This is a genomic window from Amycolatopsis sp. NPDC058986, from assembly GCF_042741125.1.
GTDB lineage: Bacteria > Actinomycetota > Actinomycetes > Mycobacteriales > Pseudonocardiaceae > Amycolatopsis.
In genome coordinates this window covers 45,633-71,331 of record NZ_JBHYJW010000036.1, presented here as the reverse complement: position 1 = coordinate 71,331, position 25,699 = coordinate 45,633, and the positions used below count along the sequence as shown (strand labels likewise).

The 25,699-nt window shown below is 70.5% G+C and carries 19 protein-coding genes; 7 read left to right on the top strand and 12 right to left on the bottom strand.

Annotated features, from left to right (window positions below; all coding sequences use genetic code 11):
- Positions 1-17: 17 nt before the first annotated feature.
- Positions 18-1,490: an amino acid permease gene (locus tag ACFW0G_RS28320; protein WP_378328455.1), complete on the top strand. Its 1,473-nt coding sequence runs from the start codon at positions 18-20 to the stop codon at positions 1,488-1,490.
- An 89-nt stretch (positions 1,491-1,579) separates the two neighbouring features.
- On the opposite strand, the gene ACFW0G_RS28315 is transcribed toward ACFW0G_RS28320, so the two are convergent.
- On the bottom strand, positions 1,580-2,158 hold the full coding sequence (locus tag ACFW0G_RS28315) for a TetR/AcrR family transcriptional regulator (RefSeq protein ID WP_378328454.1): 579 nt from the start codon (positions 2,156-2,158) through the stop codon (positions 1,580-1,582).
- 143 nt (positions 2,159-2,301) lie between these two features.
- On the opposite strand from ACFW0G_RS28315, the gene ACFW0G_RS28310 reads away from it, so the two are divergent.
- Positions 2,302-3,162, top strand: coding sequence for an LLM class flavin-dependent oxidoreductase (locus ACFW0G_RS28310; protein ID WP_378328453.1), 861 nt, complete (start codon positions 2,302-2,304; stop codon positions 3,160-3,162).
- Here the strand turns inward: ACFW0G_RS28310 and ACFW0G_RS28305 are convergent, their stop codons facing one another.
- Positions 3,163-4,932, bottom strand: coding sequence for a hypothetical protein (locus tag ACFW0G_RS28305; RefSeq protein WP_378328452.1), 1,770 nt, complete (start codon positions 4,930-4,932; stop codon positions 3,163-3,165). It abuts the gene before it with no gap.
- A complete protein-coding gene (locus ACFW0G_RS28300; RefSeq protein ID WP_378328451.1) occupies positions 4,932-5,258 on the bottom strand; it encodes a type VII secretion target in 327 nt (108 codons plus the stop codon). Before ACFW0G_RS28300 ends, ACFW0G_RS28305 begins: the two co-directional genes overlap by 1 nt.
- A gap of 238 nt (positions 5,259-5,496) precedes the next feature.
- On the opposite strand from ACFW0G_RS28300, the gene ACFW0G_RS28295 reads away from it, so the two are divergent.
- On the top strand, positions 5,497-6,039 hold the full coding sequence (locus ACFW0G_RS28295; RefSeq protein WP_378328481.1) for a YciI family protein: 543 nt from the start codon (positions 5,497-5,499) through the stop codon (positions 6,037-6,039).
- Positions 6,040-6,043: 4 nt separating this feature from the next.
- On the opposite strand, the gene ACFW0G_RS28290 is transcribed toward ACFW0G_RS28295, so the two are convergent.
- The 7 genes from ACFW0G_RS28290 to ACFW0G_RS28260 all read right to left on the bottom strand — a co-directional run bounded on the left by ACFW0G_RS28290 (position 6,044) and on the right by ACFW0G_RS28260 (position 14,967).
- Complete coding sequence (locus ACFW0G_RS28290) at positions 6,044-6,769, bottom strand: fructosamine kinase family protein (RefSeq protein ID WP_378328480.1); 726 nt, start codon at positions 6,767-6,769, stop codon at positions 6,044-6,046.
- A gap of 176 nt (positions 6,770-6,945) precedes the next feature.
- Positions 6,946-8,946: a peptidase S8/S53 subtilisin kexin sedolisin gene (locus tag ACFW0G_RS28285; protein ID WP_378328450.1), complete on the bottom strand. Its 2,001-nt coding sequence runs from the start codon at positions 8,944-8,946 to the stop codon at positions 6,946-6,948.
- An 83-nt stretch (positions 8,947-9,029) separates the two neighbouring features.
- Positions 9,030-10,640: an AMP-binding protein gene (locus tag ACFW0G_RS28280; RefSeq protein ID WP_378328449.1), complete on the bottom strand. Its 1,611-nt coding sequence runs from the start codon at positions 10,638-10,640 to the stop codon at positions 9,030-9,032.
- Positions 10,641-10,746: 106 nt separating this feature from the next.
- Positions 10,747-11,661 carry a LysR family transcriptional regulator gene (locus tag ACFW0G_RS28275; RefSeq protein ID WP_378328448.1) on the bottom strand — a complete coding sequence of 305 codons (915 nt, stop codon included), beginning with the start codon at positions 11,659-11,661 and terminating at the stop codon, positions 10,747-10,749.
- Between the two features lie 4 nt (positions 11,662-11,665).
- Positions 11,666-12,865 carry a glycine C-acetyltransferase gene (locus ACFW0G_RS28270; RefSeq protein WP_378328447.1) on the bottom strand — a complete coding sequence of 400 codons (1,200 nt, stop codon included), beginning with the start codon at positions 12,863-12,865 and terminating at the stop codon, positions 11,666-11,668.
- 37 nt (positions 12,866-12,902) lie between these two features.
- Positions 12,903-13,931 carry an L-threonine 3-dehydrogenase gene (tdh, locus tag ACFW0G_RS28265; RefSeq protein ID WP_378328446.1) on the bottom strand — a complete coding sequence of 343 codons (1,029 nt, stop codon included), beginning with the start codon at positions 13,929-13,931 and terminating at the stop codon, positions 12,903-12,905.
- Positions 13,932-14,166: 235 nt separating this feature from the next.
- On the bottom strand, positions 14,167-14,967 hold the full coding sequence (locus tag ACFW0G_RS28260) for a sulfite exporter TauE/SafE family protein (RefSeq protein WP_378328445.1): 801 nt from the start codon (positions 14,965-14,967) through the stop codon (positions 14,167-14,169).
- Positions 14,968-15,071: 104 nt separating this feature from the next.
- On the opposite strand from ACFW0G_RS28260, the gene ACFW0G_RS28255 reads away from it, so the two are divergent.
- Both ACFW0G_RS28255 and argG read left to right on the top strand, forming a co-directional pair.
- Positions 15,072-15,848: an AraC family transcriptional regulator gene (locus ACFW0G_RS28255; RefSeq protein ID WP_378328444.1), complete on the top strand. Its 777-nt coding sequence runs from the start codon at positions 15,072-15,074 to the stop codon at positions 15,846-15,848.
- A 57-nt stretch (positions 15,849-15,905) separates the two neighbouring features.
- On the top strand, positions 15,906-17,351 hold the full coding sequence (argG, locus tag ACFW0G_RS28250; RefSeq protein WP_378328443.1) for an argininosuccinate synthase: 1,446 nt from the start codon (positions 15,906-15,908) through the stop codon (positions 17,349-17,351).
- 28 nt (positions 17,352-17,379) lie between these two features.
- Here the strand turns inward: argG and lysX are convergent, their stop codons facing one another.
- Together lysX and ACFW0G_RS28240 are read right to left on the bottom strand one after the other, a co-directional pair.
- Complete coding sequence (lysX, locus tag ACFW0G_RS28245; protein ID WP_378328442.1) at positions 17,380-20,694, bottom strand: bifunctional lysylphosphatidylglycerol synthetase/lysine--tRNA ligase LysX; 3,315 nt, start codon at positions 20,692-20,694, stop codon at positions 17,380-17,382.
- The gene (locus tag ACFW0G_RS28240; protein WP_378328441.1) at positions 20,691-20,870 is read right to left on the bottom strand and encodes a hypothetical protein; all 180 of its coding nucleotides are present in this window, start codon (positions 20,868-20,870) and stop codon (positions 20,691-20,693) included. Before ACFW0G_RS28240 ends, lysX begins: the two co-directional genes overlap by 4 nt.
- 150 nt (positions 20,871-21,020) lie before the next feature.
- Between ACFW0G_RS28240 and ACFW0G_RS28235 the strand changes: the two genes are divergently transcribed.
- Positions 21,021-22,310 carry an aldehyde dehydrogenase family protein gene (locus ACFW0G_RS28235; protein ID WP_378328440.1) on the top strand — a complete coding sequence of 430 codons (1,290 nt, stop codon included), beginning with the start codon at positions 21,021-21,023 and terminating at the stop codon, positions 22,308-22,310.
- 215 nt (positions 22,311-22,525) lie between these two features.
- The gene (locus ACFW0G_RS28230; protein WP_378328439.1) at positions 22,526-25,699 is read left to right on the top strand and encodes a BTAD domain-containing putative transcriptional regulator; all 3,174 of its coding nucleotides are present in this window, start codon (positions 22,526-22,528) and stop codon (positions 25,697-25,699) included.

Below are 25,699 nucleotides of genomic sequence, written 5' to 3'. Positions count from 1 at the left end.
CAGTGAGGAAGCAGAACATGGCCACCACCACGAAGCCCCACGGGCCGAGGCTGAGTTCGACGGTGTTCCGCCGCAAACCCATCGATCAGATCGGGTCTTCGGAGGGAGGAAAACACACACTGAAACGTGGGCTCAGTTTGCGGCAGCTCACGGCCATCGGCGTCGGCGGCATCATCGGCGCCGGAATCTTCTCGCTGGCCGGGGCCGTGGCGAACGGAAAAGCGGGACCGGCCGTGCTGATCTCGTTCCTCGTCGCCGGGGTCGCGAGCGCGGCGGCCGCCTTTTCGTATGCGGAATTCGCGGGGCTGATCCCCAAGGCGGGCTCCGCCTACACCTACGGCTATGCCGTGCTCGGTGAGATCGTCGGCTGGGCAATCGGCTGGGATCTCCTGCTGGAGTACACCGCCATCGTCGCCGTCGTGGCGATCGGTATTTCCGGCTATTTCAACGATCTGCTCGGCTTCCTCCACATCGGACTACCACAGTGGATGATGGGCGCGCCGGGAACCGAACCGGCGGGCGTCGCGGCGGGGTCGTACAAGATCAACCTGTTCGCGGTGCTGCTGTGCCTGCTCATCGCGTGGATCCTGAACCGCGGCATGGAGAACGCGGCCCGGTTCGAAACCGCGCTGGTCTACCTCAAGGTCGGTGTGGTGCTCGTGGTGATCGTCGTGGGTGCCTTCCACATCAAGTCCGGGAACTACAACCCCTTCTTCCCCTTCGGCATGTCCGGTGCGTTCACCGGCGCGGCGACGGTGTTCTTCGCGGTGTTCGGCTACGACGCGATGAGCACGGCCGCGGAGGAGTCGAAGGACTCGCAGAAACACATGCCCAAGGCGATCCTGTACTCGCTCGCGATCTCCATGGTGCTCTACGTCCTGGCGTGCCTGGTGCTGACCGGCATGGTCAAGTACTCGGACATCAACTCGGAGAGCGCTTTCTCCAGTGCGTTCGCCTCCGTCGGGCTGCCGGTGCTCGGCGCGGTGATCGCGATCGGCGCGATCCTGGGCATCCTGACGGTGCTGTTCACCTTCCTGATGGGCGCCTCCCGGGTCGGCTTCTCCATGAGCCGCGACGGTCTCCTGCCGAAGTGGTTCGCCAAGACGCACCCGCGCCGCCAGGTTCCCACCCGGATGACCTGGCTCCTCGGCGGCGCGTCCGCCGTGATCGCCGGGCTGCTGCCCATCGGCGAAGCGGCCGAGCTGACCAACATCGGCATCCTGCTCGCGTTCGTGCTGGTCTGCGTTTCGGTGATCGTCCTGCGCTACCGGCGCCCGGACCTGCCCCGTGGTTTCAAATGCCCCGGTATGCCGATCGTGCCGATCATCGGCATCGCCTTCTCGCTCTGGCTGGTCACCTTCCTCGACCCGCACACGTGGCTGCGGTTCGGGATCTGGTTCGCGATCGGGCTGGTGATCTACTTCGCCTACGGGCGCCGGAAATCCTTGCTCGCCAACGCGTCTGCCGAAAAGCCGCGTGAGGACGCCTGAGCCCTGCCGATAGTCCGGAGAGGAATCTCCGCGCGAAAAATCGTCGGCCGCCGAGTGTGCCCCCCTCGCACTCGGCGGCCGGCTTTCGTTCAGCGGGCCGGCCGGCGTAGGCCCGCGACGAGGAGTTCGACCAGCCGCCGCGCGTCGTAGCGGGGATCGTTGCCGATGCAGAGGTTTCCCACGCCGCGCATGAGTTCGTAGGCCCGCACATCGGAGCGGATCTCGCCGGATTCGGCCGCGGCGTCGAGTAGTCGCGTGCCCACCGGTTCGAGGCGGTCGATGAAGTAGGCGTGCAGCGTGTCGAAGCCCGCGGCGTCGGACTGCAGCACGGCGGCGAGGCCGTGCTTGGTGACCAGGAAATCGACGAAGCGGTCGATCCATTCCGTCAGTGCCGCATACGGTGTCGCGCTGCTCGCCAGCAGGGCTGGACCGGCGTCCGCGAGGGTCTCGACCTGGTGCCGGTAGACGGCGATGATGAGGTCCGAGCGTGTCGGGAAGTGGCGGTAGATCGTGCCCATCCCGACGCCCGCTTCGGCCGCGATGTCGCGTACCGGTGCGTCCACACCTGACGCCACGAAGACCTCGGCGGCGGCGTCGAGCAGCGCCTTCTCGTTGCGCCGGGCGTCCGCCCGCTTGGGCCGGCCCGTACTCCCGTCGCCGTCCTTCACCGCGCACTCCTTTCCCCGGCCATGGTTGCTAAGCGGAACAGTGCTCCGTATAGTTAGCGGAGCGCTGTTCCGTTTGCTCATGATGCCATGACGGCACCTCCCGCGCTGCCCGGCCCCGTTCCACGGAAGGACCAGGAACTCCCATGACACAGCCAAGCTTCGGGATCATGACCGCCCCCATGCAGGTCGGCTACGACGACGTTCTGCGGGTCTGGCGCGAGGCCGACGCGATCCCGGAGATCGAGCACGCGTGGCTGTTCGATCACCTCATGCCCATCGGCGGCGACCTCGCCGGGCCGATTTTCGAGGGCTGGACACTGCTTTCGGCCCTCGCGGCGCGGACGGAGCGGCTGCGGCTCGGGCTTTTGGTGACCAGTAACCGGTTCCGGCCGCCCGCGATGCTGGCCAAGATCGCGATGACCGTCGACATCGTCTCCGGCGGACGGCTCGACTTCGGCATCGGCGCGGGCTCTCGGCCCAGCCATCCGCTGGCCCGGCGCGAGTACGACGCCCACGGCCTGCCCTACCACGACGCCGCGCACGCCGTGGCCGCGCTGGCCGAAGCGTGTACGGTGATCCGTCGCTTGTGGACGGAGGAGGAACCGTTCGACTTCGACGGCGACCACGTCCGGCTCACCGGGGCGTTCGGCAATCCGAAGCCCGTCCAGCGCCCGCATCCGCCGATCATGATCGGCGGGCGCGCGGCCTCGACGTTGCGGGTGGTCGCCGAGCACGCCGACCTGTGGAACATTCCCGGTGGCGACATCGACGACGCCGTCAAGCGCAGCGCGCTGCTGGATCGCTACTGCACCGAGATCGGCCGGGATCCCGCTTCGATCACCCGCTCGATCCACCTGCCCGTCTCGTACGAACGGCCTGGCACGACCCGGAACGCGATCGGCGAAGCGGTCGACGCCGGCTTCGGGCACATCGTCCTCGGCCTGCCGGATCCCTATCCCGCCGACGTCGCGCGATGGGTCGCCGACGAGGTGATCGGCGGATGATCAGGCGCTCGACCCGTACGTGGCTTCCTTGATCTCGCGCCGCACGTAGTCGTCCATCGTCTTGCTGCCGGTCTTCCACAGCGTTTCCTCGAGGCCGCCGGCGGGGAAGGCCCTGTTGTTCCCCACCGAGTTCACGCCGCCACGCACCGCGCCGGTCGCGCCGCCGAGCAGCGCGTCCTTCCAGATGTCGTCGGGGTCGCCGTTGCCCCTGGCGACCTCGGCGGCGGATTTGGCCGCGCCGTTGGCGGCACCCTTGAACGTGTCCTTGGGGACGTCGTAGAAGACGATCTCCTGCCACTTCTTCGGGCTGCCGAACGAGGCGTTCCACTCGTTGTTCCGGCGCACGAACCGGAACTTCTCGCCGAAGGTGGTGTGGTTCCTGGCGACGTCGCGGGTGGCGTCCCGGCTGATCCACGCGTTCGCCTGGTCCCTGGCGAGCCGGTGCGCCGTCTCGGCCGACGTGACGTCGTCGTTCGCGCGGGTCACTGCCCGCTGCGCGTTCGTCAGGTTCTCCCGCGAGCCGCGCAGTGCGTCCTCGGCGGTGCGCAGACCGCCCGACGCCGCGGTGAATTCCACGCGGGCGTCCGCCAGTTCGCGGGCGCCCTCGTCCACCCAGGTCCGGTTTCCGGACGCCCGGTACAGGTTCAGCCTCGTCTCGGCCGACCTGACCCGGAGGTCGGCCTGATCCGACGCGCCCCGGTACGCCCGCACGGTTTGTTCGTGCGTCCACACGTCGTCACTGAGCCGCCGGACTTCCGCGTTCGCCTCGGCCCGCCGTGTCAACGCGTTGTCGTAGCGGTTTCGCGTGGCGGCGAGGTTGTCGGCGAGCCTGCGGTTCTCGCCGGGCGTGTCCTTGAGACCGAGACGTCTCGCGTTGTCGTACGCGTTCTTGGCGTTGGTGAGTACCTCGGCCGAGCGGGTGGGCGGTGGCGGGGCGGGCGCGGGCCTCGGCCGGGGGCCGATCTTCTTCACGAAGTTCTGGGCCTGCTTGCCGAGCGGGACGAACTCGGGCAGGCCGTCCGCGCCACGCCGGACGTTGCCCGCCTCGTCGACGGCCTTCTTGAAGCCGGTCTTCTCCAGCCCGCCGACGACACCGCCGATGCCGCCGCTGATCCCGGCGCTGATGAACAGCTGCGCCGGATCGATCTTCTTGTGCTGGACACCGGCCGCCACCAGGTTCGCGGTGAGGTCGATGGCGACGTCGCGGACGCCCTCGGTCACCATGCGGCCGTAGCCGAGGCCGAACTTCGAGGTCTTCCACGTCAGTTCCGAGAAGGAGTTGACCCACGCCCTGGCCTGGATCAGGAAGCGCACCAACAGGTTCAGCGCCTGGGCGAGCAGGCGCAGTACCCGGACCCCGGTGGCGATCAGATAGGCCAGGCACGCCTGCGCCCACGCCAGCAGCGGCGGGAACAGCGCCGCCGCGGCGTAGAACGCCAGCATGACGGCGATCTGGACGCACAGTTCGATGATGATCTGCTTGATCGTCTCGTGTGTCTTCGCGTGTTGCTGTTGTCTGGCGGCCACCGCGGCCGTGGTCTGCGCGGCCTTGGCGGCGTTGTCCGCCAAGGCTTTCCCGTGCGCGGCGAAGGCTTTCGCGGTCTCGCCCTCCCAGTCCCGCAGGCTGGCCGCGGTGAGCTCGGCGAGGTGGGCGCTGTGGTCATCCAGGTACGCGGAGATCTCCGCCCAGCCCAGCGCGTTGTGGTGCAGGGCCGCCGGATCGCCACCCGGGTCCGGCAGGCCGACCTGGGCCAGTGCGTCCTGGGGCATCAGGAATCCACGCGGAAGACGGCGGACACCGAATCGGCGGCCGCCGTGTCGGTGTCCTGGAAGACCTTAGCCTGCGTTTCCAGGCCCTCCGCGGTCTCCAGCAGGTCCCGGTGCATCTTTTCGAGGTGATCGAGGGTCTGCCGGACGGTTTCCCGGTACTCGCGCTCGGCCTCCGCGGCGTTCGGTGTCTCACCGTAGGCGCCGTGGGTGTTTTCGGTCTGCTCCCGGAACTTCTGGATCCGCGTCCGCAGTTCGTCCGCGGAAGCCCGGAACTCCCGGCTCTGCCGCCGGAGATGCTCGACGTCCACTGCGAGCCGGTCGGGCACCGATCCTCCTCCTGCTGGCCTGCGACGGATTCGACGCTACCGGCGGCCGAAGGCGGCATCGGGTCACTTCACCCAACGGATCGGGGCCGCACGAGCAAAGTTCACTCGCGCGTCACCCGGCCGCCGCGCTCGTCCGGCAGCCGATGAAATGCGCCACACTCGCGGCCTCCCGGCACCCCACCGGACCTTCTTGCCGGACACGCCCCAGGCGCTGTGCGTGGTGGGGGAAGCTGTGCACATGGAGTTCTTCTGCTATCACCGCGATCGGCCCGGTTCCCTGGCACTGCGCGAAAACCTGCGCGACGAGCATTGGACCTACATGGACCGGTACGCGACGAAGATGATCGCCCGCGGTCCGACCCTCGACGGCGAGACGCCCACCGGCAGTGTGCACATCCTCGACCTGCCGGATCCCGCCGCCGCCCGTGCGTTCGCCTTCGACGAGCCCAGCTACCAGGCCGGTGCCTACCGGGACGTGCTGCTGCGCAGGTGGCGCAACACGCTGGGACGGACGATGGACGAGTTCGCCGGTGGCCGGACCGGTGGCAACCGGTACCTCGTGCTCGGTTTCGGCGAAGGCCGGGCCGCCGACCTCGCGCCGCCGGATTCGGGCGAGCTGATCGCGTACGGGCCGCTGCTGTCCGACGACGGTACCGGCTGGCTGGGCACGGCGGCGCTGGTCCGCGCGCCGGACGCGGGCGCGGCGCGTGCCCTCCTGACCGCGGGTCGCTACGCCGCCATCGAGGTCCACACCTGGCGGTCCGGTGGGCGGCCGTCCTGAGTGGTCAGCGGGTCGCCCGTGCCGCCGCGACCGCCTGCCCGGCGTATGACCGTCCGAAAAGGACAGTGTGCACCAGTAACGGGAACAGCTGGTGCGCGCCGATCCGGCCGGCCCAGCCCTCGGTGAGCGGGGCGGCCTCCTGGTAGGCGTCGAGCAGCCGGTCCAGCTGCGGGCAGCCGAACAGGTGGAGCATGGCCAGATCGGTTTCCCGGTGGCCGCCGTGCGCGGCGGGGTCGATCAGCCAGGCGCCGTCCGGGGCCCACAGGACGTTGCCGTTCCACAGATCGCCGTGCAGCCGGGCGGGTGGTTCGGCCGAAGCCGGGAGCCGCTCGCAGGCCTGCTCGATGACAGCGGCTTCCTCGCCGTCGAGGGTTCCGTCGTCGACAGCGCGGCGTACGTAGGGCAGCACGCGCTGCTCGGCGTACCAGGTGCGCCAGTCGGTTCCGGTCGTGGTGGACATCGGGGCGAGGCCGATCCACGCCTCGGCGGGGCCGCCGGGCGGTGCGGCGCCGAAGGCGGGCGCGCCCGCGGCGTGCAGTGCGGCCAGCCCGCGGCCCAGCTCTTCCGCGGCCGCCGGGCCGGGGTGTCCGGTATCGACGCGATCGATGACGAGCCAGTGCTCGTCGTCGCCCCAGACCCGCGGTATGGGCACGGTGCCGGACTCGGCCAGCCAGCGCAGTCCGGCGGCTTCGGCCGCGACGGCGTTGGGGCCGTGGCCGCGCTTGACCATCACGACGTCTCCGCTGTCGAGCACGGCTTCGGTGAGCGAAGCGGACACGCGACGCGTCCGGGTGACCGGCTGTCCGGTGAGCCGGGTCGCGGCGGTGGCTGGATCTTCCACGGCTTCGGATGGTACCCACAGCCGTACGCCGCGAGCGGGATTGCTCGCGGCGTACGGCTGATCCATCAGTAGAGCGTCAGGCGGTACGCGCCGGACTGCGACGTTCCGGCGAACAGCTTGCTGCCGTCCGCGCTGAGCGTCAGCGAAAGCACCCGGGAATCGGGCATCGCACCGGGCAGCGGCGACCAGGTGCGGCCGAAGTCGGTGCTGCGCAGCACGCCGACGCCGTCGTCACCCGCCTTGCCCGCGAACCACACGCGCGGATCGAACGGATGCGCCACGATCCGGGTGAATTCCCGCGGGTTCCAGCCCTCCTGTACCTGCCGGAAGGTGCGGCCGTTGTCGGTGCTGAGCCGCAGGCCGGCGCCGCCCACCACGATGCGGCCCTCACCCCAGCCGCTCACTGCGATGGCACTGACCGGCTCCTCCGACACCTGTGTCCACGTTTTGCCGCCGTCGTCGGACCGGGACAGGCCGCTCAGGCCGCCGCCCCAGACGCGCTTCGGGTTCCACGGGTCCCCGGCCAGCGCGAGGAAGCCGGGAGCGTCGGCCCTTTCCCAGTGCTTTCCGGCGTCGTCGCTGCGGTAGGTCACGGACCCGTACATGGAGAAGGCCGCGATCAGCAGGTGGTCGGGGTCCGCGGGATTCGCGAGGAACGCCTGCGGCGAACCCTCCAGCCCTTGGCTGGTCAGCTGCCAGTTCCGGCCGCCGTCACCGCTGCGCAGCACGTCGGTGTTGAACCCGTTCTTGGTGATCTGCCAGACGACGTCCGGCCGGCGCGGGGAGACCGAGAGGAAGGCGTTCTCGTGCAACCGGTCCCCGGGGTGCGACTGCCAGACCCGGGTCGAGGGGGTGATCCTGCCCTGCGGCAGCTGGGTGTTGTAGATCTCCTGCATCCCGGCCGCGACCAGGCTCTGCGGCTGCCAGAAGCTCCCGGTCGTCACCAGCTGGCGCATCGACTCGCCGGGGACGCCGATCTGCTCGTAGCCCGCCTTGCCCTTGTCGGTGTAGACACCGCGGTACAGCGCGGAAATCAGCGTGGTCGCCGGTTTTCCCTTCCCCGCGGGGAGATCGGCGATGTCGGTCACGCCCTCACCGGGCGAGGGCACCGGCTTGCGGGTCCACGTCCTGCCGGCGTCGGTGCTGACGTCGAGGTCCTGGTAGGTGGCGGTGTAGAGCCTGCCGTTGAGGAAACGCGGCTCGCGCAGGCGCTGTCCGGTCGGGTCGCGGCGCAGCACCGTCCAGGTCTTGCCGCCGTCGGTCGAGCCTCGCAGTTCCGTGCCGACGGTGACCACGATCTGCCGTCCGTCGGATGCGACCTGGTTGACCTCGGTCTCGGCCCGGTAGACCCGCTCGGCCTTCGGCTGGGCCCCGGCATACCCGCGGATGGCCCACAGCGAGTACTCCGGATGGACGGTGGTGAAGTAGAGGTCGTCGCCCACGACGGTCATCCGCTGATCGCCCAGCGGCGCGGCGATGCCGTCGCGCGGCCAGGTCCTCGGCACGACGCGCCAGGTGGCGCCGCCGTCGGTGCTGACGCTCACGCCGTTCATCTGCATGACCGCGATCGTGCGGCCGGTCGGGTCGGCGGCGAGCTGGAACGCGCCCTCCGGCCACCACTCCTGAAGGGTCTGCCAGCTCCGGCCGCGGTCGGTGGTGCCCAGCAGCTTGCCGCGCCACTGGTCGCCCCTGCCCTCCTGCTTGGTGCCGATGGCCAGCATCCGGTTTTCGTCGGCAGGGTTGGTGACGAAGGCCTGGATGACGGTGTCCTGAGGCAGTTCGCGCCGCGCGCTCCAGGAGGCGCCGCGGTCATCGGACAACCACAGCATGGGCGGGGCGGGCTCCATCACGTTGATCTTGTCCGGTGACCCGGAAACGCCCAGCATCCCGCCGATGCTGTTCGGGCCGACCGGTTCCCAGCCGCCGCGCGGCCGGGCGGCGGCGTCCACTGAGGAATTCGGTGCGGGAACGGGATCCGCGCTGGCTGTGGCTGTCGTCACGGTAGTGCCGAGCAGGGCCAGCAGCCCGATGACGAGGGTGTGTCTGGTCGCCGATCTCAGTCTCATGCGGACGATCTTGGCGTGCGTACCGGCTGCCGCACAGAGGCATTCGTCCGATCTTGGGGTGACAAACGGACAGAATTCGGTGATTACCCGGGCAACGCGGCGTCCTCGCGCAACCGGTGGCGTTCGAGCTTTCCCGTGCTGGTCCGGGGAAGCGCTTTCACAAACCGGATCCGGCGTGGGTACTTGTAGGGTGCGATCCGCTGCTTGACGAAGTCCTGGAGATCGCGCATCGTGGCGGCGTCGGGTTGTCTGCCGGGGCCGAGAACGACGTAGGCGCAGACGACCCGGCCCCGGTCGGGATCGGGGGCGCCCACGACACCGCATTCGTCGACGTCCGGATGCGCGAGAAGGGCTTCTTCGACTTCGGGTCCGGCGATGTTGTAGCCCGCCGACACGATCATGTCGTCGGAGCGGGCCTGGTACCAGAAGTAGCCATCGGCGTCACGGATGTACGTGTCACCGGTGAGATTCCAGCCGTCGCGGACGTACTCGGCCTGTCGCGGGTCGTCCAGATAGCGGCAGCCGGTCGGACCCTGGACGGCGAGACGGCCGGTTTCGCCGTCGGGCACGGGGTTTCCCGCGTCGTCGAGCACCGCGGCGCGGTAGCCGGGGACGGGTTTTCCGGTGGCGCCCGGCCGGATATCGTCGTCGGCCGCGGAAATGAAGATGTGCAACAGTTCGGTGGCGCCGATGCCGTCGATGATCCTGACGCCGGTCTCCGCGTGGAAGCGTTTCCAGGTCGCCTCGGGAAGGTGCTCGCCCGCCGAAACGCAGCGGCGCAAGGAACGCAACCGTTCTGTCGCGCCGCTGGCCAGCATCGCCTTGTACGCGGTGGGTGCGGTGAAGCAGATGGTGGCCTCGTGCTCGGCGATGTGAACGGCGAGCTGTTCGGGTGTCGCCTTCTCCAGCAGCAGGCTCGCGGCTCCGGCGCGCAGCGGGAAGATCACCAGCGCGCCGAGCCCGAAGGTGAACGCCAGCGGCGGTGTGCCGGTGAACAGATCGTCCGCGTTCGGGCACAGCACGTGCCGCGAGAACGTGTCGGCGATGGCGAGGACGTCGCGGTGGAAGTGGAGTGTCGCTTTTGGACGGCCGGTCGTGCCGGAAGTGAAGGCCAGCAAGGCGACGTCGTCGGCCGCGGTGGGGACGTCGGCGAATTCGGACGGTTTTTCCTTGCAGCGCCTCGTGAGGTCGTCATCGGTGTCGCCACCGTAAGGCAGTACTCGCATCCCGAGGTCTTGGAGGTCGTCGAGAAAACGGTGATCGCACAAGGCGAAACCGACCTTCCCGATGTCGCGGATCTTCCGTAGCTCGCCCGCCCGCAGCAGCGGCACGGTGGTCACGGCGACCGCGCCTGCCTTGAGGACGCCCAGCCACGCGGCGACGAGCCACGCGGTGTTCGGCCCGCGCAGCAGCACGCGATTGCCCGCGACGACTCCGAGATCCTCGGTCAGCACCCGCGCGATCCGGTTCGCGGCAGCGCGCAGTTCGGCGTAGGTCCAGTGTTCCTCCGGCGTGCGCAGGCAGGTCCGGTCGCCGCCGTACCGGGCGATCGGTTCGTCGAGCAGCACGCTCGCGCAGTTGAGCCGCTCCGGGTAGCCGAGTTCGGGCAGCGACGGGAATTCGGGCCACTGATCGGCGGGCGGAAGGTGGTCCCGGCAGAAGGTGTCCACGTGCGCGGTCGGCGAGAGCTGCATCAGGAGTCCCTTCTCGGACGCCGTCGAGGCCAGCTCAGTATCGCCCAATCCTGACGACAGTCAAGAGCGCGCGATATCCCCGGCGGCGTCGGCCACGGACGGGGTCTCAGCCGACGGTGGCGGGTGTGGTGGCCGCGGCGTGCAGGGCGTCGAGGACGGGCCGCAGCAGCGGGTGGTCCTCGGTGCCGCACCGCACGGCCGCGAACACCCGGCGCGTCGCGACGACGTCGTCGACCGGCCGGACAGCCACCTGGGAAAGATCCATGTCCCGCAACGCGGAGCGGGGCACGAGCGCCACCCCGGCCCCGGCGGCGGCGAGCGTGACGACGGCGCGGAAGTCGTCGGAGGAATGCTGCAGACGGGGTTCGAACCCGGCGTACTCGCAGGCGAGGACCATCACGTCGTGACAGGGGTTCCCGGGGTACGGACCGATCCACGGATCCTCCGCGAGCGCCGCGACCGGGACGGTTTCCGCCTCGGCGAACCGGTGACGACGGGGGAGCACGGCGTCGAACGGCTCGGCGTAGAGCGGTACCCGCAGCAGCCGGTCGTCGGCGCTCGGTGCGCCCCGGTACTCGACGGCGACCGCGATGTCGGCGCGGCCGTCCAGCACCATGGGCAGGCTTTCGTCTCCTTCGGCGTCCAGCACCCGGATCCGGATGCCCGGCGAACCCGTGCCGAGCGCGGTGATGGCCGGGGCGAGGACGACAGCGATCCCGGTGGCGAAGGACGCGACGGTGACCTCGCCCGCGTCACCGGAGGTGTACGCGGCGACCTCGGCCTTGGCGCGCTCCAGCTCGGCCAGCACGACGTGCGCGTGGCGGAGCAGGATCTCCCCGACCGGGGTGAGCCGCATACCGCGCTTGTCGCGCTCCAGGACCTTGTGCCCCGTCTCCTGTTCCAGCGCGGCGATCTGCTGGGACACGGCGGACGGGGTCAGGTACAGGGCCGCGGCCGCGGCGGTCACCGTGTGGTGGTCCGCCACGGCCTGCAGCGCCTGCAACCGTCGGGCTTCGATCACCCCGTCATCCTGCCAGTGCCTTCCTGGCCTCGACGAACGCGGCGATCGCGCGGTCGATGTCCTCGGCCGAATGCGCCGCGGACAGCTGCACGCGGATCCGGGCCTTGCCCTGCGGCACCACGGGATAGGAGAAGCCGATGACGTAGACGCCGCGTTCCAGCAGCAGCTCGGCGAGCCTGCCCGCCTCGCCCGCGTCCCCGATCATGACCGGCACGATCGCGTGGTCGCCGGGCAGGATGTCGAAGCCCTCCTCGGCCATCCGGCTGCGGAACCGCTGGGTGTTCGCGGTGAGGCGCTCGCGCAGGTCGCCCGCCGATTCCAGCAGGTCGAGCACGGTGAGCGAAGCGGAGGCGATCACCGGGGCGAGGCTGTTCGAGAACAGGTACGGGCGCGAACGCTGGCGCAGCAGCGCGACGATCTCGGCCCGCGCGGCGACGTAGCCGCCCGACGCGCCGCCGAGCGCCTTGCCGAGCGTGCCGGTGATGATGTCGACGCGGTCCATGACGCCGTGCAGCTCGGGCGTGCCACGACCGCCGGGCCCGACGAAACCGACCGCGTGCGAGTCGTCGACCATGACCATGGCGTCGTAGCGTTCGGCGAGGTCGCAGATCTCCCGCAGCGGCGCGACGTAGCCGTCCATCGAGAACACGCCGTCGGTGACGACGAGCTTGCGCCGCGCACCGGCCGCCGTCGCCTCCTTCAGCTGCTGTTCGAGGTCGTTCATGTCGCGGTTGGCGTAGCGGTACCGGGCGGCCTTCGACAGCCGGATCCCGTCGATGATGGAGGCGTGGTTCAGCGCGTCGGAGATGACCGCGTCCTCGGCGCCGAGCAGCGTCTCGAAGACACCGCCGTTGGCGTCGAAACACGACGAGTAGAGGATCGTGTTCTCCTGGCCGAGGAACGCCGAAAGCCGGTTTTCCAGTTCCTTGTGGACTTCCTGGGTGCCGCAGATGAACCGCACGGACGCCATGCCGTAGCCCCAGCGGTCGAGCGCGGCGTGGCCGGCGGCGATGACGTCGGGGTGATCGGCGAGGCCGAGGTAGTTGTTGGCGCAGAAGTTCAGCACCGCGCCGGGACGGCCGCCCGCGGTGACGTCGACGGTCGCCGACTGGGGCGTGCCGATCACCCGCTCCGGCTTGTGCAGGCCCGCGGCGGTGATCTCGTCGAGGGTGGCCTTCAGGTCCTCGCGGACGGAGTCGAACATGCTGGATTCCCTTGGCAGGTCGCGGATTTACGGGTTGTCAGGCGGCCCAGTCGAGGATGACCTTGCCGCCGCGGCCGCTCGCCGCGTCGTCGAAGGCCGCCTCGAAGTCGAGATGGCTGTAGCGGCCGGTGATCACCGGGGCGAGGTCGAGCCCGCCTTCCAGCAGCACCGACATCGCGTACCAGGTTTCGAACATCTCCCGGCCGTAGATGCCCTTGATCGTGATCATCGACGTCACGATCCTGGCCCAGTCGACGGCGAACTCCTGCGACGGCAGGCCGAGCATCGCGATCTTTCCGCCGTGCGTGAGGTTGGCGAGCATGTCGCGCATCGCCTGGGGGTTGCCGGACATCTCCAGCCCGACGTCGAAGCCTTCGCGCAGGCCGAGTTCGCGCTGCACGTCTTCGATGGAGCTGTGCGCGACGTTGAGCGCGACCGTGGCGCCGACCTTGCGGGCCAGGTCGAGCCGCTCCTCGCTGACGTCGGTCACGACGACGTGCCGCGCGCCCGCGTGCTTGGCGACGGCCGCGGCCATCAGGCCGATCGGGCCCGCGCCGGTGATCAGCACGTCCTCGCCGACCAGCGGGAACGACAGCGCGGTGTGCACGGCGTTGCCGAACGGGTCGAAGATCGCCGCGACGTCCACGTCGACGGGCACGCGGTGCACCCAGACGTTGGAGGCGGGAAGCGCGACGTACTCGGCGAAGGCGCCGTCACGCCCGACGCCGAGGCCGACGGTGGCGCGGCACAGGTGACGTCGCCCGGCCAGGCAGTTACGGCATTTGCCGCAGACGAGATGGCCCTCCCCGCTGACCCGGTCACCCACGGTGATCTCGCTGACGTCGCGGCCGACCTCGACGACCTCGCCGACGAACTCGTGGCCGACCACGAGCGGCGCGCTGATCGCCTGCTGCGCCCAGCCGTCCCAGCTGCGGATGTGCAGGTCGGTGCCGCAGATCCCGGTCCGCAGGACCTGGACGAGGACGTCGCCGGGGCCGACGGCCGGTTCGGGCACGTCGCGGAGCCACAGCCCGGGCTCCGCCTTGTCCTTCACCAGTGCTTTCACCGTTGAGCCTCCTGTACACGTGCGGGCCAGGACCCGCACGGGAGGTCGGGCGCTGACCGGGACAAGCTCCCTGCGGCCATCCGGGTGAGGAGCACTCGGAAGTGGTGACGCTGGGTAGAGAACAATCTGCCCGGCGGCCCGGCCCGAGTCCATCGACGGTTTCTTAACGGGGCCGTTAGCCGTGCTTCACGCGCGAACTCGCGTGATTGGAGGGAGAACTCGCGTGATTGGAGGGTCAGCGGGCGAGGACGGCGATGAGGGCGGCGGCGAGCAGGCAGACGTAGGTGATGGCGTGCACGCGGTCGGGGAGGCGGCCGAGGACGCGCCGGGCGACGGCGATGGTGGGCAGGGAACCGGCCAGCAGGGCCGCGCCCGCGACGAGATCGACGTAGCCGATCTGCCCGGCGGGAGCGGGGCCGGACGCGGTGGCGGCGAAGGCGTAGACGGCGGTGCCGATCACGGCCACCGGGAGACTCAGCGGGTTGGCCATCGCCGCCGCGTCGGCCATCGGCAAACCCTTGCGCCGCAACAAAGGTACGGTCATCACGCTGCCGCCGACGCCGAGGAAGCTCGCCACCGCGCCGATGCCGACACCGCCCGCGGTGCTGGTCGCCTTCCCGAGCGTCCGCGGCTGCCCAGTGGTACCCGGCTGGAGAAATCCCTTCCGGAGCACGCTGTCCACAATGGTCAGTGCGAGGTAGATGACGAAGAGCACGCGCAGCACGGAGTCGCCCGCCACGGTCGCGGCGAGGGCGCCGAGCACCGCGCCGACGCCGATGAAAGCGACCAGCGGCCACACGTATTCCTTGCGCAGCCGCCCGGAACGGAGCTGGGTGGCGGTCGCCATCGCGGAGTTGACGACCATGACCGCGGTCGAGGTGGCGACGGCGACGTGCATCGCGTCGCCGCCCGAATGGGCCGCCGCGACGCCGTACACGACGGGAACGGTGACGAATCCGCCGCCGAATCCGAAGAGGACGGTGGTGAAGCCGCTCAGGCAGCCGAAGGCGAGCAACAGCAGGATCGAGGTGAGCACTTCCGCGACCGTACGAGCGTCCGGTGTCGGCGTGCAATCGAAAGATCGCCAACTTCTTTCTTGAATCAGACACAGCGCGAAATGGACACAGTACCGTCAGCGCCATGCACAACGTCCTGATCGACGAGGTGGACGACATCGACCGCGCCGTGCTGGCGATCAGGACGGACTACGCGCCGGACCACGTCGTGGCCTGGCATCGGCACCGGCGGGCCCAGTTCCTCTACAGCGCCAACGGCCTCATGCGTGCCGAGACGGCCGAGAGCGGCTGGGTCGTCCCGGCCCACCGGGCGGTCCTGATCCCGCCGGGCACCGAGCATCAGGTCACGATGATGAGCGGCGGCACGCGGAGCCTCTACATCGAGCCGGCCGCGGTGCCCTGGTTCCCGCGGCGCTGTCAGGTCGTGGACGTCTCGCCGCTGCTGCGGGAACTGGTGCTCGCCGCGGTCGACATCGCCCCGCGCTACCCGCGGCGTGGCCGGGACGCGACGCTCGTCTCCCTGCTCCTGCACGAGTTGAGCGGGCTAGCCCCGCTGCCGCTCGACCTCCCGCTTCCGCGCGACGAGGGCCTGCGGACGCTATGCGAGTCCTTCGCGAAGGCTCCGGACGTCCACGATCCGCCCGCGCGCTGGGCGGCCCGGCTGCACGTCAGCGAGCGCACGCTGAACCGGCTCTTCCACGCCGAGACCGGGATGAGCTTCACGCGCTGGCGTCAGCGCGCCTGCGTCCTGCACGCGCTGCCGTTGCTGGCCGACGGCCTGCCGGTGGCGGACATCGCGACGGCGATGGGCTACGAGAGCCCGGCGGCGTTCACCACGATGTTCGTCCGGCTGCTCGGCGCCTCGCCCCGGGAGTACCGCGCCGCCGCGGACCCCGGCTGAGACGGGAAGCACCCCCGGCTTGAATGGTCATGCATGGATGTGTATATACTTCCACTCGTGTCCAAAGTGCTCACCTCCCTGCCTGTCGGCGAACGAGTCGGGATCGCCTTCTCCGGTGGTCTCGACACCTCGGTAGCGGTCGCGTGGATGCGCGACAAAGGTGCGGTGCCCTGCACCTACACCGCCGACATCGGCCAGTACGACGACCCTGACATCGCCTCGGTGCCCGGGCGCGCCCAGGCCTACGGCGCGGAGGTCGCCCGCCTGGTCGACTGCCGCGCGGCGCTCGTGGAGGAGGGCCTCGCGGCCCTGGCCTGCGGCGCGTTCCACATCCGCTCCGGCGGCCGCGGCTACTTCAACACCACGCCGCTCGGGCGCGCGGTCACCGGCACGCTGCTGGTGCGCGCGATGCTCGAGGACGACGTCCAGATCTGGGGCGACGGCTCGACCTTCAAGGGCAACGACATCGAGCGGTTCTACCGCTACGGCCTGCTCGCCAACCCGTCCCTGCGGATCTACAAGCCGTGGCTGGACGCGGCGTTCGTGAGCGAGCTGGGCGGCCGCAAGGAGATGTCCGAGTGGCTGCTCGCGCACGACCTGCCGTACCGGGACAGCACGGAGAAGGCGTACTCCACCGACGCCAACATCTGGGGCGCGACGCACGAGGCCAAGTCCCTCGAACACCTCGACACCGGCATCGAGATCGTCAATCCGATCATGGGTGTCCGGTTCTGGGATCCCGAGGTCGAGATCGCCACCGAGGACGTCACGATCGGCTTCGCCCAGGGCAGGCCGGTGTCGATCAACGGCGAGGAGTTCGACACCGCCGTCGACCTGGTGCTGGCGGCCAACGCCGTGGGCGGCAGGCACGGGCTCGGCATGTCCGACCAGATCGAGAACCGCATCATCGAGGCCAAGAGCCGCGGCATCTACGAGGCGCCGGGCATGGCGCTGCTGCACATCGCCTACGAGCGGCTGGTCAACGCGATCCACAACGAGGACACGCTCGCCGGCTACCACAACGAGGGGCGGCGGCTGGGCAGGCTCATGTACGAGGGCCGCTGGCTGGACCCGCAGGCGATGATGCTGCGCGAGTCGCTGCAGCGCTGGGTCGGCACCGCGATCACCGGCGAGGTGACGCTGCGGCTGCGGCGCGGCGAGGACTACTCCATTTTGGACACCACGGGCCCCGCCTTCAGCTACCACCCGGACAAGCTGTCGATGGAGCGCACCGAGGACTCCGCCTTCGGCCCGGTCGACCGGATCGGCCAGCTGACCATGCGCAACCTCGACATCGCCGACTCCCGCGCCAAGCTCGAGCAGTACGCCGGGCTCGGCATGGTCGGCAGCACCCACCCGACGCTCATCGGTGCCGCGCAGGCGGCCTCGACCGGGCTGATCGGCGCGATGCCCGCGGGTGGCGCCCAGGTGATCGCCTCCCGCGGCCAGGGTGGCGACAACGAATCGCTCGACCGCGCCGCGATGGAGTCCGGTACCGACTGACACTTGTTCTTCCCGCTCGTCCTCCCGGTCACTCCGGGCGGACGAGCGGGAAGGCGAGGGTGTCGCGGATCGTGGTTCCGGTCAGCAGCATGACCAGCCGGTCGACGCCCATGCCGAGGCCGCCCGACGGCGGCATCGCGTATTCGAGCGCGGTCAGGAAGTCCTCGTCGACCTCCATCGCCTCGGCGTCGCCGCCCGCCGCGAGCAGGGACTGGGCGACCAGCCGCCGCCGTTGCTCGACGGGGTCGACGAGTTCGGAGTACGCGGTGGCGATCTCGGTGCCCCGGATGACCAGGTCCCAGCGCTCGGCCAGCGCCGGATCCTCGCGATGGGGCCGGGTCAGCGGCGAGACGTCGGCGGGGAAGTCGGTGTAGAAGACCGGCCCGGTCGTCTGCTCCTCGACGAGTCGTTCGTACAGTTCGAGCACCACCGCGCCGCGTGTCCACTGTGGATTGTGGGTGATCCCGGCGGCGTCGCACAGCTGTCGTAGCCGGGTTTCCGGGGTGGCCGTGGTGATTTCTTCGCCGAGTGCGCCGGAAATGGCGGTGTGGACCGGAATGACCGGCCAATCGCCGCTGAGATCCAGTTCTTCCTCACCCAGCGCGGCTTCGCGGCCGTGGGCGGCGTGTGCGGCGGCCTTGATCAGTTCCTGACAGCGCTCGCGCATGACGTGGTAGTCGGCGTACGCCTCGTAGGCCTCCAGCATCGTGAACTCGGGATTGTGCTTGTAGGACACGCCTTCGTTCCGGAACGTGCGGCCGAGTTCGAAGACCCGCTCGACTCCGCCGACACACAGCCGCTTCAGGTACAGCTCGGGCGCGATGCGCAGGTAGAGCCCCATGTCGTAGGCGTTGATGTGGGTCCGGAACGGACGCGCGTTGGCGCCGCCGTGCACCGGTTGCAGCATCGGGGTTTCGACTTCGAGGTAGTCGCGGCCGAGCAGCGTCGTCCGCAGCGCCTGCACCGCGGCCCCGCGTGCCCGGAGCAGTTCGCGGGCCTCGGGACGGACGACCAGGTCCACGTAGCGACGGCGGACCCTGGCCTCGGGATCGGTCAGCCCGGCGCGTTTGTCGGGCAGCGGGTGCAGGCATTTCGACGCCAGCTCCCAGTGTTCGACGAGCACGGACAACTCGCCGCGCCGGGTCGTGACGACCTCGCCCTGGACCGCGACGTGGTCGCCGATGTCGACGTCGGCCCGCCAGTCGCGGAGCGTTTCCGCGGCGGTGCCGGGTTCGGCGAGCATCACCTGAAGGTCGCCGGACCAGTCCCGCAGCGTCGCGAAGCACAGCTTGCCGTGGTCGCGCAGCAACATGACGCGGCCCGTGACGGCGACGCGTTTCCCGGTGCGGGTGTCGGGGGCGAGATCGGGGAAACGCCGGACGACCTCGGCCAGCGTGGTGTCCCGTGGCACGCCGACGGGGTACGGGTCGACGCCGCGGGTGCGTAGTTCGGTGAGTTTGTCCAGCCGGATCCGGGTTTGTTCCGGCACCGGGGCGACATGGTCGTTCACGACCTTCGCGGCGGCTTCGGCGGCCTCGATCGCGGAGAGCAGCGCCGTGTCGCCCGCGCGGGCCGGGATGTTGGTGCCGCGGCCGAGGAAGCCTTCCGCGATGGCCGAGGCGAGGCCGACCCTGGCCAGGTCGCGGCGGTCGCCGAAGATGAGGAACCGGGGTTCCCAGTGCGGCCGGTACTTGACGTTCGACCGGTACAGCGATTCGAGCTGCCACCAGCGGGAGAAGAACAGCAGGAGCCGCCGCCAGACCCGCAGGATCGGCCCGGCGCCGATCCGGGCGCCCTCCTCGAACACCGCGCGGAACACCGCGAAGTTGAGCGAGATCCGCCGCACCCCGATGGCAGGTGCGCCCGCGGCGAGCGCGGCGACCATGAACTCCATCAGGCCGTTGTCCGCGTTCCGGTCGCGGCGCATGAGGTCGAGCGACAGCCCGGCCTTTCCCCACGGCGCGAACGAAAGCAGGGCCCGGACGTGCCCGTCGGCGTCGACCGCCTCGACCAGCACGCAGCGTCCGTCGACGGGATCGTTCATCCGCCCGAGCGCCATGGAGAACCCGCGTTCGGTGTCGGTGTCGCGCCAGCGTTCGGCCAGTTCCGTCGCGGCGGTGAGCTGCTCGGCCGGGATGTCGGCGTGCCGCCGGATCCGCGCGGTGTACCCGGCGCGTTCGATCCGTGTGACGGCCTGGCGCACCGGGCGCATGTCCGGGCCGGTCAGGGTGAAGTCGGCGACGTCGAGGATCGCCTCGTCACCGAGTTCGATCGCCTTCAGTCCGGCCCGCACGTAGGCCTCGGCGGCCTCTTCGCCCGCGCCCATCACCGCCGGGCTCCAGGTGAACTCGGCACACATCGCCAGCCAGCGGGAGATGGCGCCGTCCCAGGCCTCGGGGTCACCGATCGGGTCGCCGCTGGCGAGGCAGACACCGGCCACGACCCGGTAGGTGACGGCCGCCTCGCCGGACGGCGCGAACACCGCCGCCTTGTCCCGGCGGGTGGCGAAGTAGCCCAGCGAGTCGCGTTCGCCGTGCGCGGCGAGCAGGCCGCGGATGGCGACCTCGTCGCCGGCGGTGAGCATCGACGCGGTGCGCTGCGAACGCAGTGTCCACAGCAGGGCGGCGAACATCGACACCGCTCCGAACAGCGACACGATCACGGCCACCCAGCCCGGCGCGTTGCCGACGCGGGTGATGTCCAGCCGGATCGCGCCGCCGATGACCTTCTCGACCGCCCAGCTCCACCGGTCGCTCGCCGAACGCAGCGAGCCGGGGAACACCTGGACCAGCAGGCCGCCGAGCAGGACCGAGATCCCGAGCAGTCCCGCGAAGAGCAGGATCGCCTTGCGCAGCGCGGCTTTCCGGGTCCGGCCGTAGAACTCGCGCCGCGCCGCTATCAGCACCGTGACGGCGAGGACGGCGATCACGAAGGACTGCCACAGCGACCAGGTGTCCCAGCCCGACAGCGTCAGCGGTTCCCCGTCGTCGTCGACCAGTTCCCCGTCCGGCGCCAGGGTGAACAGCAGGATCGTCAGCGCGGTGAGTGTCGCCTGGACCAGCAGCAGGCAGATCATGATGGTGCGGGCCGCGCGCTTGCGGCGGGAGATCGCGCCGGCCAGCACCGCGAGGAACAGGCCGTAGGCGATGTTCGCCGGCGCGGGGAAGACCGCCTCGTCGATGAACTCCCGCAGCGGCTGGACCCCGCGGCCGACGGCGGCGTTCAGCGCGGCGAGGACGCAGAGTGCCGCCAGCACGCCCAGCGCGACGGCGAACACCTTGGGCACGGCGCTCAGCCGTGATCTGTGCCGCGACGTGGCGGCCCGCTCGGAGATGTCAATCATGATGCCGTCAGGCTGGCCGACCCGGGTGCACAGCGCAACCGCGCGTCGCCCGCGGTTTCCACAGTGGACGCCTGCGGGCTCGGGGGCGGGCAGGTGCGGAAGGACGCTTTCAGTGCGTTGGGTGCGCTGATGGCGTCCTTCAGCACGGCCAGTGCACCGAAGGCGTCCTTCAGCACGTGCGGGCACCGCGCCGGGCGGCGGACGGGCGGGGGCTACGGTGGGGAACCGGAACCGGGGAGGGCGCGCATGAGCGAAGCTTGCGAGCGAATCATGGACATCATGCGCCAAAAAGAATTCAACACAGTCTCGCGAAGCGAGGCCATCGCATGAGCGAAGGCACGGTGTCCCCGCTCGGGCTCACCGCCGAGCTGACGAGCACGGTCGACGGCGCGGCGGGTGGCCACGACGGGGAGTTCGGCGTCATCGGCCCGGCGACGGGCAGGGTGTTCGCCATGGCGCCGGAGACGACGCCCGAGGCACTCGATGCCGCCGTCGCCGCCGCCGATCGGACGTTCCGCACGGAATGGCGCACCGACGACGACGTCCGGCGTGGTGCGCTCGGAGCGCTCGCGGAGACGCTCGCGGACTCGGCCGACGACTTGGCCGCCCTTCTCTCCGCGGAGCAAGGAAAGTCACTCCCCGACGCACTCGACGAGGTCGCCGTCGCGGCCCGATACGCGCAGTACTACGCGGAAAACCCGGCCGAGCGTGAAGCACTGGGGCCGATCGCGGTCATCACGCCGTGGAGCTTCCCGCTGAGTATCGCGTTCGCGAGTATCGCCCCCGCGCTGCGATCCGGGGGCACCGTGGTGTGGAAGCCTTCGCCGCACGCCCCGCTTTCCGCGCTGATGGCCGGTGAACTGCTGCGTCTCGTGCTCCCGCCGGGCGTCCTCAACGTCGTTTCCGGCAGCGATCCTCTCGGCGCGAGGCTCGTCGCGCATCCGCTCGTGCGCGAGGTCGGTTTCACCGGCTCGGTCGCCACCGGGAAGAAGGTCGTGGCCGCCGCGGACACGAAGCGGCTCACTCTCGACCTCAGCGGCAACGACCCCGTGCTGGTACTCGACGACGCGGACCCTGGGCGTGTCGCGGGCGAGGTGTTCGCGGCGGCGTTCCGCAACCTCGGGCAGGTGTGCGTGGGGCCCAAGCGGGTGTACGTCCCGGCGTCGCTCCAGCAGGCGTTCGTCGAGGCGCTCACCGAACTCGCCCGCACCGCGGAGCACGCCGAACTCGCGCCGGTCGGCACCCGCCAGCAGTTCGACCGCATCGTCGACCTCGTCGCGGACGCCCGCGCGCACCGCGCTGTCGTCACGGCGTGTGGAAGTCAACTGGACCGTCCAGGCTACTTCGCCGCGCCGGCGATCCTCGCCGACGTCACCGATGGCGTCCGGGTCGTGGACGAGGACCAGTTCGGGCCGGTACTGCCGGTGATCACCTACACCGACGTGGACGACGCGATCAAGGCCGCCAACGCGTCCCCGTACCGGCTGGGCGCGTCCGTGTTCGGCGCGGACCCCGGCCGCGCGGCCGCGGTGGCCGGACGGCTCGAGGCCGGGGCGGTCTGGATCGGTTCGCACGGGACGCATCCGCCGGAGGATCCCGGGCGATCGGCCGGATAACCTGCGCCGATCGGCCGCGACCATTCTCAAACGTGCGATGAGACACTTTTGGAAATGTCTTGCGTGGCCGTTCCTGCCCGCCGGGACGAAATCGGGAATGCCTGCCCGCGCCAGGGCATTGCACCAATGGGGCCGGTAGTGTGCCCCCGTGAACCATCGCCCCGGCATCGGCAAGGTTCGGCACGGCACCGTATTCCGGTACGACGGAGACAAGGATGGTTGACACGGAAACCGAGCTGCGGGTGCAGGTCCTCGGCTCGGTCCGTGCCTGGCGTGCCGGCACCGAAATCGACCTCGGCTCGGCGCACCGGCGCGCGGTGTTCGCCGTACTCGCCTTTTCCGCCGGTGACACGGTTTCCCGGCACGAACTCGTCGACGCGCTGTGGGGCGACGAGCCCCCGACCAGCGCGAGCGGCAGTATCTACACCTACGTTTCGGGCCTCCGCAGGGCCGTCGATCCCGACCAGGCTCCCCGGTCCGGCGGCGGCGTACTCGCTTCGACGGGGTCGGGCTACTCGCTGCGGATCGACCGGGACAGCGTCGACGTGCACCGGTTCGACGCGTTGCGGGCGGACGCGGTGCGGCAGCGCAACGCGGGCGAGCCCCTCGCCGCGGTGGCCGATCTCGACGCGGCGCTGGCCCTGTACGCCGGCGACGTGCTGTCCGGGGTTCCCGGGCCGTTCGCGCGGGCACAGCGGGCGAGGCTGGCGGAGCTGCGGCTGACCGTCGTGGAAAGCCGGGCGGAGATCCTGCTCGAACTCGGGCGGCACGCGGAACTCGTCGACGAACTCGGCGCGCTTTGCCGCGAATATCCGCTTCGGGAGAAACCGCCCGCTTTGCTGATGCGCGCGCTGGCCGACGCCGGCCGGACCGCCGAGGCACTCGACGTGTTCGAGGCGACCAGCGCGAACCTGGTGGAGGCGTCGGGGATCGAGCCGGGTCCGGAGCTGCGCAGGCTGCACGAGCACCTGCTCGGCGCGCACAAGGCCCCGGAGCACACGTTCCCGGTGTGGCGGCCCGAACGGCCGGACTTCCACGTCGGCCGGGACCGTGAGCTGGAACTGCTGCGCACCGCGGTCGCCGAGGTTCTCGACGGGCGCGGTGGCACGGTGTGGATCGAGGGCGAGCCGGGGATCGGGAAGTCGGCGCTGCTCGCCGAGGCGCTGGGCGGCCCGCTGCCCGGCGCACCGCGGCTGCGCTGGGCGACCGCCCACGAACTGGACAGCCACATCCCGTTGCGGCTGATCAACGACTGTCTCAGCGAGGAAGGCGGCTCGGCGGGGCTCGACGCCGAGCAGGTGCCCGAGGTCGTGACCCGGCTGTGCGGCGAAGGCCCGCTCATCCTCGTCGGCGACGACTTCCAGTGGGCGGACGAAGAGACCGTCCGGGTCTGGGAGGACCTCGCCGCGCTCACCGGGCGAATGCCGTTGCTGCTCGTCACCGCGAGCAGGCCGGTCCCGCGTTCCGAGGCACGCGAAGGACTTCGGCAGCGGACGGCCCAGGGCAGGACGCTGCGTCCCGGTCCGCTCCCCGGTGCCGACGGCTACCGGCTCGCGGCGCGGCTCGCGGGCGCCCCGCTGTCGGCGCGGCAGCGGAAGGAAGTCGACGCCGCTGCCGGAAACCCTTGCTACATCAGGGAGATCGTCGCCGGCTTCGCCGAGCCGGGAGACCATCCGGGGCGACGGCTCGTCGGCTGGGTCAACGACTACCTCACCTTCCTGTCCGCGCCCGCCCGCGCGGTCCTGCAGCGGGCGGCGGTACTCGGGAGCGGCTTCACCGTCGGGGAACTCGCCGTGACGACCGGGCAGCCGTCCGCGCAGCTGGCCGAACGGATCGGGGAGGCGCGCGACGCGGGTGTACTCGACGGGGCGGGCGACGCGCTGTGGTTCCGGCACCCACTGGTGCGGACCGCGTTGTACGAGAAGACGCCGGGAGCCATGCGAGTCGCGCTGCACCAGCAGATCGCGGAGACGCTGATCGCCTCCGGCGCGTCCGCGGTGCGGGTCGCCGAGCAGCTCGCCGCGGCGTCGCCCGCGACGATCCCCTGGGGCGAGACCTGGCTGACGGACTACGCCGGCGTGGTCGCGGAAGAGCGGCCCGAACTCGCCGTCGAGCTTTTGCGACCACTGCTCGGTCTCGGCTCGCTGACACCCGACGTCCACGAAACGCTCACCGCGATGCTCGCCCGGCTGCTGTTCTGGCTGGGCCGGGATCCCGGCCCGGAGGCCGGTTCGGTGCTGGCCAGGACGGCCGATCCCGAGCTGGCCGCCGAGATGCGCTGGATACTCGGCTATGTCGCGTACCGCCGGAACCAGATCGACGAGGCGTTGCGGCAGGTGACCGGCGCGCTCGCCGACGACCGGGGCCAGGAGCGGTGGCTCGTCCGGCACGAGCGGCTGCTCGCGAGGTTGTCCGACGAACCGCAGCCGCGGACGCCCGCACACGTCGTCAGCTGGGCGCATTCGCCCCCGGAAGCCGTGACCCCCGGGATCGCCGGGTTCCGGCTCCTCGACGACGAATCCGCCGCCGAGTTCGGTGCGCCCGGCGTCCTCGACGTGCCCGCGACCTGGCGGATGGCCCCGTACCGGGCCCTGCCCGCCGAGGTCCACCGCGTGAACGCGGGGCAGCTGTACTGGGCGGGGGACTGGACCAGGGCGGAGATCGAGGCGGAAGTACTCCTTGTCGAGGATCCGGCGAGGCCGTCCTACGTGCTGCAGTACAGCGCGGGGGTGGTGTACGCCTTCGTCGCGATCCTCGCCGCGCACCGGGACGACTGGGACGTCGCGGCGGAGTACGAGCGTCTCGCGTCCGAGGCGTACGTCAGGGACGACGACAGTTTCCTGCAGGCGCTCCTGATGGCGAGGTCGATGCTGGCCGAGCGGTCCGGGCGAGCGCGGGAGGCCACCGACGTGTTTTCGCCGGTCGCCCGCCGGTTGTTCCCGTGGTCGCGGTGGCTGCCGCGGCTGGCGGGGCTCGCCCTGCGCAGTGGTGACCGCGCGCGGCTGGACCGGGTGCGGCTGCTCGTCGGCTCCCGGCCGGGCGAACAGCTCTCCGCCGAGCAGGAGATGCTGCGCGAGTACTGCTTCGGGATCGTCGACGAGGTCCCCGAGCGGGTGCGGGACGCCGCGGCCCGGTGCGACGTGCTCGGCGGGCTCGACCTGCTGGCCGCCCACGCCACCGCGGACGCCGCCTGGCTGCTGGCCAGGCACGGCCGGTCGGAGGAGGCGGCCGCGGCCCACGACGAGGCCGTCGAGCGCTACCACGTCATCGGCGCGGAGTGGGACATCCGGCGGCTCGGTGAGACGCTACGCTCACTGAGCGGCTGTCCCGAGGCTCCCGCCGCGGCGGCCGCGCACGGCAGTGCCAGCACGGAACCAGGCCATGGGTGA

Excerpts from the sequence above, each read along its gene's own strand:
- ACFW0G_RS28320 (WP_378328455.1), top strand. The coding sequence starts at position 18 with ATGGCCACCACCACGAAGCCCCACGGGCCGAGGCTGAGTTCGACGGTG.
- ACFW0G_RS28310 (WP_378328453.1), top strand. The coding sequence starts at position 2,302 with ATGACACAGCCAAGCTTCGGGATCATGACCGCCCCCATGCAGGTCGGC.
- ACFW0G_RS28305 (WP_378328452.1), bottom strand. The coding sequence starts at position 4,932 with ATGCCCCAGGACGCACTGGCCCAGGTCGGCCTGCCGGACCCGGGTGGC.
- ACFW0G_RS28295 (WP_378328481.1), top strand. The coding sequence starts at position 5,497 with ATGGAGTTCTTCTGCTATCACCGCGATCGGCCCGGTTCCCTGGCACTG.
- ACFW0G_RS28290 (WP_378328480.1), bottom strand. The coding sequence starts at position 6,769 with ATGGTCAAGCGCGGCCACGGCCCCAACGCCGTCGCGGCCGAAGCCGCC.
- ACFW0G_RS28285 (WP_378328450.1), bottom strand. The coding sequence starts at position 8,946 with ATGAGACTGAGATCGGCGACCAGACACACCCTCGTCATCGGGCTGCTG.
- ACFW0G_RS28280 (WP_378328449.1), bottom strand. The coding sequence starts at position 10,640 with ATGCAGCTCTCGCCGACCGCGCACGTGGACACCTTCTGCCGGGACCAC.
- ACFW0G_RS28270 (WP_378328447.1), bottom strand. The coding sequence starts at position 12,865 with ATGTTCGACTCCGTCCGCGAGGACCTGAAGGCCACCCTCGACGAGATC.
- ACFW0G_RS28255 (WP_378328444.1), top strand. The coding sequence starts at position 15,072 with ATGCACAACGTCCTGATCGACGAGGTGGACGACATCGACCGCGCCGTG.
- lysX (WP_378328442.1), bottom strand. The coding sequence starts at position 20,694 with ATGATTGACATCTCCGAGCGGGCCGCCACGTCGCGGCACAGATCACGG.
- ACFW0G_RS28235 (WP_378328440.1), top strand. The coding sequence starts at position 21,021 with ATGAGCGAAGGCACGGTGTCCCCGCTCGGGCTCACCGCCGAGCTGACG.
- ACFW0G_RS28230 (WP_378328439.1), top strand. The coding sequence starts at position 22,526 with ATGGTTGACACGGAAACCGAGCTGCGGGTGCAGGTCCTCGGCTCGGTC.